At 60.2% G+C, this 7,727-nt stretch carries 7 protein-coding genes; 2 read left to right on the top strand and 5 right to left on the bottom strand.

Annotation, left to right across the window (positions count from 1 at the left end):
• The 5 genes from ABD767_RS09350 to ABD767_RS09330 form a co-directional block, all read right to left on the bottom strand.
• Nucleotides 1-1,646: AAA family ATPase (locus tag ABD767_RS09350; protein WP_344869451.1), on the bottom strand; the 1,646-nt coding region annotated here is incomplete at its 3' end.
• Complete coding sequence (locus tag ABD767_RS09345) at nt 1,643-2,161, bottom strand: ABC-three component system middle component 2 (protein WP_344869449.1); 519 nt, start codon at nt 2,159-2,161, stop codon at nt 1,643-1,645. The genes ABD767_RS09350 and ABD767_RS09345, both read right to left, overlap by 4 nt.
• A complete protein-coding gene (locus ABD767_RS09340; RefSeq protein WP_344869446.1) occupies nt 2,149-3,240 on the bottom strand; it encodes an ABC-three component system protein in 1,092 nt (363 codons plus the stop codon). Before ABD767_RS09340 ends, ABD767_RS09345 begins: the two co-directional genes overlap by 13 nt.
• Before the next feature lie 530 nt (nt 3,241-3,770).
• The gene (locus ABD767_RS09335; RefSeq protein WP_344869444.1) at nt 3,771-4,052 is read right to left on the bottom strand and encodes a CopG family transcriptional regulator; all 282 of its coding nucleotides are present in this window, start codon (nt 4,050-4,052) and stop codon (nt 3,771-3,773) included.
• Between the two features lie 36 nt (nt 4,053-4,088).
• The gene (locus tag ABD767_RS09330; RefSeq protein ID WP_344869442.1) at nt 4,089-4,730 is read right to left on the bottom strand and encodes an AAA family ATPase; all 642 of its coding nucleotides are present in this window, start codon (nt 4,728-4,730) and stop codon (nt 4,089-4,091) included.
• A 268-nt stretch (nt 4,731-4,998) separates the two neighbouring features.
• On the opposite strand from ABD767_RS09330, the gene ABD767_RS09325 reads away from it, so the two are divergent.
• Nucleotides 4,999-5,322: an HVO_A0114 family putative DNA-binding protein gene (locus ABD767_RS09325; RefSeq protein ID WP_486303636.1), complete on the top strand. Its 324-nt coding sequence runs from the start codon at nt 4,999-5,001 to the stop codon at nt 5,320-5,322.
• Nucleotides 5,323-5,335: 13 nt separating this feature from the next.
• A complete protein-coding gene (hsdR, locus tag ABD767_RS09320) occupies nt 5,336-7,726 on the top strand; it encodes an EcoAI/FtnUII family type I restriction enzme subunit R (RefSeq protein ID WP_344869455.1) in 2,391 nt (796 codons plus the stop codon).
• Nucleotide 7,727 lies beyond the last annotated feature (1 nt).

Raw genomic sequence — 7,727 nt, 5'->3', positions numbered from 1 at the left:
AGTTGGCCAGCAGGCCAGACAGCAGTTCTTCGGGTACGTCGTGTTTCTTGGTGTTCATTGCGCTTACGGACAGGCCGGCTTACGCCGGCGGTGGATTGTCCGTTTACACAAAATTCTGCACACCCTCCCTTGCCGTGGCTTTTTCGGGCGCGGCCGGAGATCACGACATCTTGGTCGTTCTCGCTGAACGATACGCGGTCGAGCCCGGGAAAGTGCCATGCCTTCAAAAGCGCCTCGACCTCCCTGCTGAATGGATCGGCTTGCGCTGTGCTCACCGCCGCCCCAGCCACGTCGATTTTCTGCTTCTTTCTCGGCTTGTTGACATCTTCCAGCAGTTCTTCGAGCTCCTGAATCCGTTCAAGGTGTTCAATCGTCTTGCGACACGCCTCCGCGTGAGCACGAAACTCGTCGACCTTCTTGGAAGCGACATCGACATGCTGTTCCATCAGGCCTTTCAGTTCCGACGCGATCGCGTCGAACTCGATCCGGCGAGTGTCGCGATCTACTTGAAGCTGCTCGACCTCGGCGGCGTTGGCAGTTCGCGTCGTCTGGAGATCCATAAGCAGCTTCGAGGTCTTGGCCGCCTCAGCCCTGCACGCCAGAGAAACATCCGCCGGTGCGGGAGTCGCCTTCGGGTGCTCGTGATGCTGGTACTCGGCGAGCGCGCCGCATATCGGGCATCGCTCTTCCTTGAGCTGATCAAGCCGAGCACCAGCCTCAGCAATTGCTTCTAGCCGTCGCAGGTCGGACTTATATTGCTGTCCCAGCAAATCGAACCGTGTCTGCAACTCCAATAGGACTGCGAGCTTGGACTCAACCGCCTTCAACGCCGTCCATGCGGTGCTGCGCTTCGTTTGGAGCGGCACTACGCTTGCCTGTGCAGCGTTTCGTTCGACGAGAGCCGTCTGAATCGAAGCCTCGATTCGGGCCAGACGGTCGTGCTCCTCGATGAGCGTGCCCACCTCACCAAGCTCGGCGAGTCGCGCCCGCGTCGATTTTAGTAGGCCGTCGAGTAATTCGACCTTGCCAGTCTGACGTCCCTTCGCGACTTTCGGATCTTCCTTTGCGATGACAGATGAGTCATCGGTGCCCGTAAGCAAGAGGCGAAACACGCCACTCTCAACTGTTTTGGACATGAACTGTCCACTAAGAACCGGCGAGTCCTCCTTGATGATTGTCTCTTCGTCGATGATCACGAGCCGAGCAATATCGCGGAAACTTAGCGGGCGTGTCTTGCCCTGTTCGTTGGTGCGAACCTTCTTCGTTCCCAGTCCCGACAGATCAAGGAGGAACTGTGAGACGGTGTCTTCTTTGCCCCCTTGGTGCTTTGCAGCCAGCACGCGATCTGGCTGCCCGTCGGTCTTGCAGAGCACTTCGCCGCCACGCAGACTCCTCTCCAACGAGTAGACGCGCCCGTCGCTGTTGGCCTCGATGTCGATGACGACGGAGCTATAGCCCTCCGCTTGGGGGATCTCCTTCGGTGTGTCACCACCACCAAGCGCGTAGTCTAGGCAATGCGCGATGAAGCTCTTACCAGAATCTGAGGGGCCGGCGATGACGTTCAGACCGCGCTCAAACGTAACCTCAGCGGGTGCCTTCCCCTGCCCAATAAGCGAGAGACGCCGAAGGGCAAAGCCAAATTTCATGACGCCTCCTCGGTCCAAAGAACGGACTCCATCGTGAGCTCGGCACCCCACGTACCGATGCGCTCACGAACCATCACGTCGAGATCCATGTCGTCGAGGGCATCGAAGCTCTCAACGATCCAGTCGGCGCGCTCCCGTAAGCCGGTCAGGTACTCGGTACTAAGCGTGTTGAGGAAGTCGGCAGACTTGTCGGTCGCTGCGAAGAAGATACCTCCGTCCTTGTAGACTCGCTCAATGAGGCCTCGGCTCTCGTAGAGCGCGAGGCCATCTTGAATCACGCCGCGCCGAACGAGAATTTCACCGCCTCGATGTGGGGTTCTTGGGTGCATCCCCTCAGGGCCACCATCGATGTCGTCGGAATGCACGAGGAAATAGTCGAAGATGACCAGCCGCTGGAGGGCATACGCAGAGGGGAAGGCGGTGGTCAGAACACAGAGAGCACGCAGGCCGATCTCGACTGGCCCGTTGAACGGCGAAACAAAATGGGGGGGTATATTGGTTGTCACTTGACCCACCGAAGCTTTCCGTCGTTCGCGAGCTGGTGGCAGATGCCACCCCGGTCGCGGGTGTGGATGCGCGTGGTGAGTGGGTTGCTCGTGAGCTGCAGAGCTCGGGCCGTCTTCACCACCGCGAGGACGCGACGATACCCATCGTCGTATTCGCTGCGCACGTCGTCCTTGATGCCAGAGTGAACCTCATCTTGCAATTTCTCGAACTCGCCTGGCGGCAGCGTATCGCGCGAGAAGGCACGCAGTCCTTCAGCGCTGTAGAACTCCACGCGGGCATCATGGAAGTGCTCGCGGAGTCCCTCGTGAGCCGCGAGCCCTGCGTCGAGATCCTTCAAATCTTGTTTGAGATATTGTGCGTACGCGCACCGAAGTTCTCCGATAAATACTGCCTCGTTGTCGGCAGGCAGGTTAGGCGGAGCCACTGGATTCGGGCGCTGGGGAAGTCCTCCCCCAAACCGTGCCACGTGCCAGCGCGTCTTGGCGTGTCCTTCGATGATGCGAAGAACCGGCGTCGCCTGGAAGATCGAAAAGTCGAGGCTCTCGATGTGAGCCTTCATCTTTGTGTCGCATTCGACCTTCTCGGTGGTGGTGATGCCCTCTCGGCAGTGGGCGTCCCATTGCTTCAGTAGTTCGCTCTTGAGCTCCTTCGGCTTCCTCAGAAGGTTCGATAGCTTCGTACCCACGCCCTTCGGAGCGATGAAGTAGTAACGGCGCGGGCATCCGTAGTCGCCACGCTTCGTGTAGTACGCGAGTTTACCCAGCTCGACCCAGATGTCGCTGGGTTTCAGTGAGTTGCCATAGTGTTTGCACTGGTAGTTGTCCCACACACCGTTCCCACCCTTGACTGTTGCAATGACATCACGACCCATGTCGCCAGCCCCACCGCAGCGTTCGACCAAATCGTACTCGTCGCGCAGCGAGTCCACCCACTCTTGGATAAATAACTCCCACTGCGTATCGCTGAACAGCTTGATGCGGTCTTCGGGATGGACTGATGGCCCTGACGCCACGACATCCGCAGCCAATCCTGGCGACGGCACGGGGGGTTGCGGGATCGGAACGGGAGACGGAACCTTTTTCACCATTTAGAAATTTTCCGGTCACAAGCTTTGACAGGGTGGCCTCAAGTATGAAGTGCAACACTACTGATTGAGAATCAGTGAATAGTAGCGCCGGATTTCTCGTCAATGGCCTCATGAACACTTGGCTCCGACATTGCACAGCAGATCCAGCTGTCTATCCCCATCCTCCTTCATTGCCAAGCCTTTGCGGGGGTGCCTGCGTGGCCGTTCAGGCCGCGCAAGGGGGCCGCAGGCCACAGGGAGCGTGCCGCCCCCCGGCCCCACGCCGAGGAGCCGCGCTAGGCGGCGGGCTGGAAGCCTTGGGAGTACGGCTCGCCCCTGTGGGGGCGCGATTGAAGGTCTGCAAGTACCGACCAAGAGCGAAGTTTTCCCCAAAAATGGCAGCTTAGTTACAGGTAAAACATTACAGGGAAAAATTACAGGATTTAGGGGGGGTCTGATTTCCCGAACGAAGGGGGGGCCGATTTCCCGACAAAACGGAGGTCTGGGGGGGCTGATTGCACGTGGATAACTTTTTTTATCCACAGGCCAGCTCACTCCTCCGCACCCAACCGCAGTCCGCGTTCCAGCATCTGCACCACAGCCAGGTTGATCACAGCAGCCCGGCTTTGCCCCAGCTGCCCAGCCAATCCATCAACCCGCTCCAGCAAAGGCTCGGCAATGGTCAGCGTGATTTGCACTTTGCGCCCCTTGCGCACCCGGCGGGGTGCTTGGGAAGCATCTACACCCGCATCCGGCGCGCCAGAGATGAATGCGTCCGCAGCCTCAGTGCTGGCAGGACTTGCAGGTCTGGAAGGTTTTTTCGTGATTGCCATACATCAAGTAAACAGTGAAACAACTTGTTTTTAATATTAAAACAATGTTTTCATAAGTGCATTTAGCTCTGCAACCGCCTTGTCATCTCTGGGCTTGGCCTCCAGCACGCACAGGCCAGCGCCCGCAGCGTTGGCAAAGGCCTTGCGGCGGCGCAAAGGGGTGGGCAGGTACTCAAATTGCGGTACCTCTGCCACAGCAGCGGCAGCTTCGGCGTTGTCACTGGAATGCTCACCAGGATCGGCGCAATTGAGCACGGCATAGGCCCGCAGGCCATCCCGCACGCTGCGGGCCTCATCGACCAGCGCTGCGATGTCGCTGAGCGCCCACACGTCGTAGCTGCGTGGCTGGAAGGGCACCAGCAGCACGTCCGACAACACCAGTGCCGCACGCAAGGCGGTTGAATCCCGCCCTCCAGCATCAATCACCACGTCATCAAATTTGGCCGCCTGCTGCTGTACCTGGACACGCAAGGTGGGCCCATCCGGGTAGGTGGCGCAGGCAATGCCTGGCACATGCCCTGCTTCAGCCCGGATGCTGATGGCCGTTTGGGCCGTGCCCTGACGGTCACCATCAATCAGCCACACGTCACGCCCAGCCAATGCACGGGCAATGGCAAGGTTCACGGTCAGCGTGGTTTTACCTACTCCGCCCTTGGTGTTTCCAACAGTGATGATCATGTATTTTAACCTCAATTTAATATTAAGTTGAGGTGAAATTGTATTGTTAAAAGTGAATCCAATCTATGGAATAACTGGATGTGCCAGGGTTCATGACCACGCAACCTGCTGCCGGGCGCGACGACCTGCACCAAACAGGGTGAGCCGGCATCCGTTCCAAACGCTGCCAGGTAATTGAGGTGGCACTGACGCTTTCCAGTTCCATTTCTCGTTACCTGTGCCACACTGATAAAATTCAAGCTCCACCATTTCCATCAGGACTACCGGGATGAAACGCTGCGTAGTCGGGATTCGCCGACCCGATGCCCCTGAGCCTGCTGCCAAGAGCAGTGACGTACCGACCGTCTGGTTTCCGTCCATGCCCACGCTGGCTGCCGTGCTGTCCGAGGACAACCGGGCGTTGCTCCGGCTGATCCACAACCAGCGCCCGCCTTCATTGACGGCGCTGGCCGAACTCACCGGGCGGCAGGTGCCCAACCTCTCTCGCACGCTGAGGATGATGGAAAGCTACGGTCTGGTGACGCTGAAAAAAAGCGCACGCGAGATTGCGCCGGTGGCGCTCGCGACCCGTTTCAAAATTTTGATCGACTGAGGGAGAGATGGCGATGCGAGACGGCGTGATCACCGAAGCAGACACCTGCCGCGAATTCGTCACGCCACGACTGGTCGAGGCAGGCTGGGGCAATGCGCCCTGCGCCATCGGCGAGCAGCGCAGCTTCACCAACGGCCGCATCATCGTTGCGGGTGGCAAGGTGCGGCGCGGCCAGCAAAAGCGTGCCGACTACCTGCTGTACTACCGCCGTGATTACCCGCTGGCTGTGGTCGAAGCCAAGGAAATCGGCTTGCCCGCCGAAACCGGTGTGCAACAGGCACGTGAGTACGCCGAAATCCTCGGCCTCCAGTTCGCCTACGCCACCAACGGCCACCGCATCATTGAGATCGACTACACCACCGGCACCGAGCGCGAGGTGGAACGCTATGCCACGCCGGAGGAACTGTTCGCCCGTCTGACCGCTGGGGCGCACCTGCCGCAAGCCTCCACACCGCACCTGCTCGAACCCTTCAACCTGGTCTCAGGCAAGGTGCCACGCTACTACCAGCGCATCGCCATCCAGCGCGTGATCGAGGTCATCCTGCTGGGCCAAAAGCGCATCCTCGCTACGCTGGCCACTGGCACGGGCAAGACCAATGTGGCTTTCCAGGTGTGCTGGAAGCTGTGGAACAGCCGCTGGAACCGCACTGGCGAATACCGCCGCCCCAAAATCCTGTTCCTTGCCGACCGCAACATCCTGGTTGATGACCCGATGGCCAAGATGTTCGCGCCCTTCGGCGATGCCCGGCACAAGATCAGCGGCGGCGACACCAGCCAGAGCCGAGACATGTACTTCGGCATCTATCAGGCGCTGACCACGGCCAGCGCCGACGTGTTCCGCCAGTACCGCCCGGACTTTTTCGACCTCATCATCATCGATGAATGCCATCGCGGCTCCAGCCGCGATGAAAGCGCGTGGCGCGTAGTGCTCGATTACTTTGCGCCCGCCGTGCAGTTCGGCATGACCGCCACGCCGCTACGCGAAGAATCGCGCGACAGCTACGAATACTTCGGCAATCCGGTCTATACCTACAGCCTGCGCCAAGGCATCGAGGATGGCTTCCTCGCGCCGTATCGCGTGCACCGCGTCATCACCACCGTCGATGCCGCAGGCTGGCGGCCCAGCAAGGACGAACTCGACCGCTTTGGCCGCGAGGTGCCCGACGACGAATATCAAACCAAGGACTTCGAGCGCATCGTCGCCTTGCGCGCCCGCACCAAGGCGATGGCCCGCCACCTGACCGACTTGCTCAAAGGCACCGACCGCTTCGCCAAGACGCTGGTGTTCTGCGTAGATCAGGAGCATGCCGCCGAGATGCGGCAGGAGCTCATCAACCTCAACAGCGACCTGGTGCAGCAGTACCCCAACTACGTCTGCCGCGTCACCGCCGACGAGGGCGACATTGGCCTGGCGCATCTGGCCGATTTTCAGGACGTGGACAAGACCACGCCCGTCATCCTCACCACCTCGCAGTTGCTGACCACCGGCGTCGATGCCGAAATGGTCAAGAACGTGGTGCTGGCCCGCGTGGTCGGCTCGCGTTCCGAATTCAAGCAAATCATCGGGCGCGGCACGCGGCTCAAGGTGGACTACGGCAAGGAATACTTCAACATCATCGACTTCACCGGCACCGCCACCCAGCACTTCGCCGACCCGGACTTCGACGGTGATCCGGCGCGCATCGACGTGGTGACGGTCAACGAAGACGGCGAGCAGACTGGCGCAACCGCCACCGAACCAGAGCCACCGGAAGAAACCAAGTATCCGTTACCCCAAGAACAGCTTGGCCCCGGCACCGGCCATGTGATCGGCGAGCCGCCGCCCGAGCCGCGCAAGTTCTACATCGACGGCGGCGAGGTCGAAGTCATCGGCCATCTGGTCTATGACCTCGACACCGACGGCAAAAAGCTCCAGGTCGTCAAGTACACCGACTACTCGGGCCGCGCCCTACGCACCCTTTACCCCACGCGCGAGGCGCTGCAATCCAAGTGGGCCAACCCGGACACGCGCGCCGAAGTGCTGCGCGAGCTGACCGAGCGCGGCATCAGCTTCGAGGAACTGGCCTCCAGCAGCGAACAACCCGACGCCGATCCCTTCGACCTGCTTTGCCATTTGGCCTGGAATGCGCCGCTTCTCACGCGCCGCCAGCGGGCCGAAGCCGCCAAGCGCCAAACCCAAGACCTGTTCGCGCAGTACGGCGACACGGCGCGCGAAATCCTCACGCTGCTGCTCGACCGCTACATCGAGCGCGGCATCATCCAATTCAATGCACTGTCCGAGCTGATGAAGGTGCAACCCTTCGACCGCTACGGCTCCCCTGCCGAGATCGCCACCCGCCACTTCGGCGGTGTGCCCGCGATGCGCGAGGCCGTCACGCGGCTACAGACAGTGCTCTATCAATAAG

The organism is Comamonas faecalis (assembly GCF_039538025.1).
GTDB lineage: Bacteria > Pseudomonadota > Gammaproteobacteria > Burkholderiales > Burkholderiaceae_C > Comamonas_C > Comamonas_C faecalis.
The sequence above is the reverse complement of the archived record's forward strand: the minus strand, read 5'-3'. Positions and strand labels throughout refer to the sequence as shown.

Bases quoted from the DNA above. Each gene is read 5' to 3' on its own strand.
- ABD767_RS09340 (WP_344869446.1), bottom strand. From the start codon at position 3,240: ATGGTGAAAAAGGTTCCGTCTCCCGTTCCGATCCCGCAACCCCCCGTG.
- ABD767_RS09335 (WP_344869444.1), bottom strand. From the start codon at position 4,052: ATGGCAATCACGAAAAAACCTTCCAGACCTGCAAGTCCTGCCAGCACT.
- ABD767_RS09330 (WP_344869442.1), bottom strand. From the start codon at position 4,730: ATGATCATCACTGTTGGAAACACCAAGGGCGGAGTAGGTAAAACCACG.
- ABD767_RS09325 (WP_486303636.1), top strand. From the start codon at position 4,999: ATGAAACGCTGCGTAGTCGGGATTCGCCGACCCGATGCCCCTGAGCCT.
- hsdR (WP_344869455.1), top strand. From the start codon at position 5,336: ATGCGAGACGGCGTGATCACCGAAGCAGACACCTGCCGCGAATTCGTC.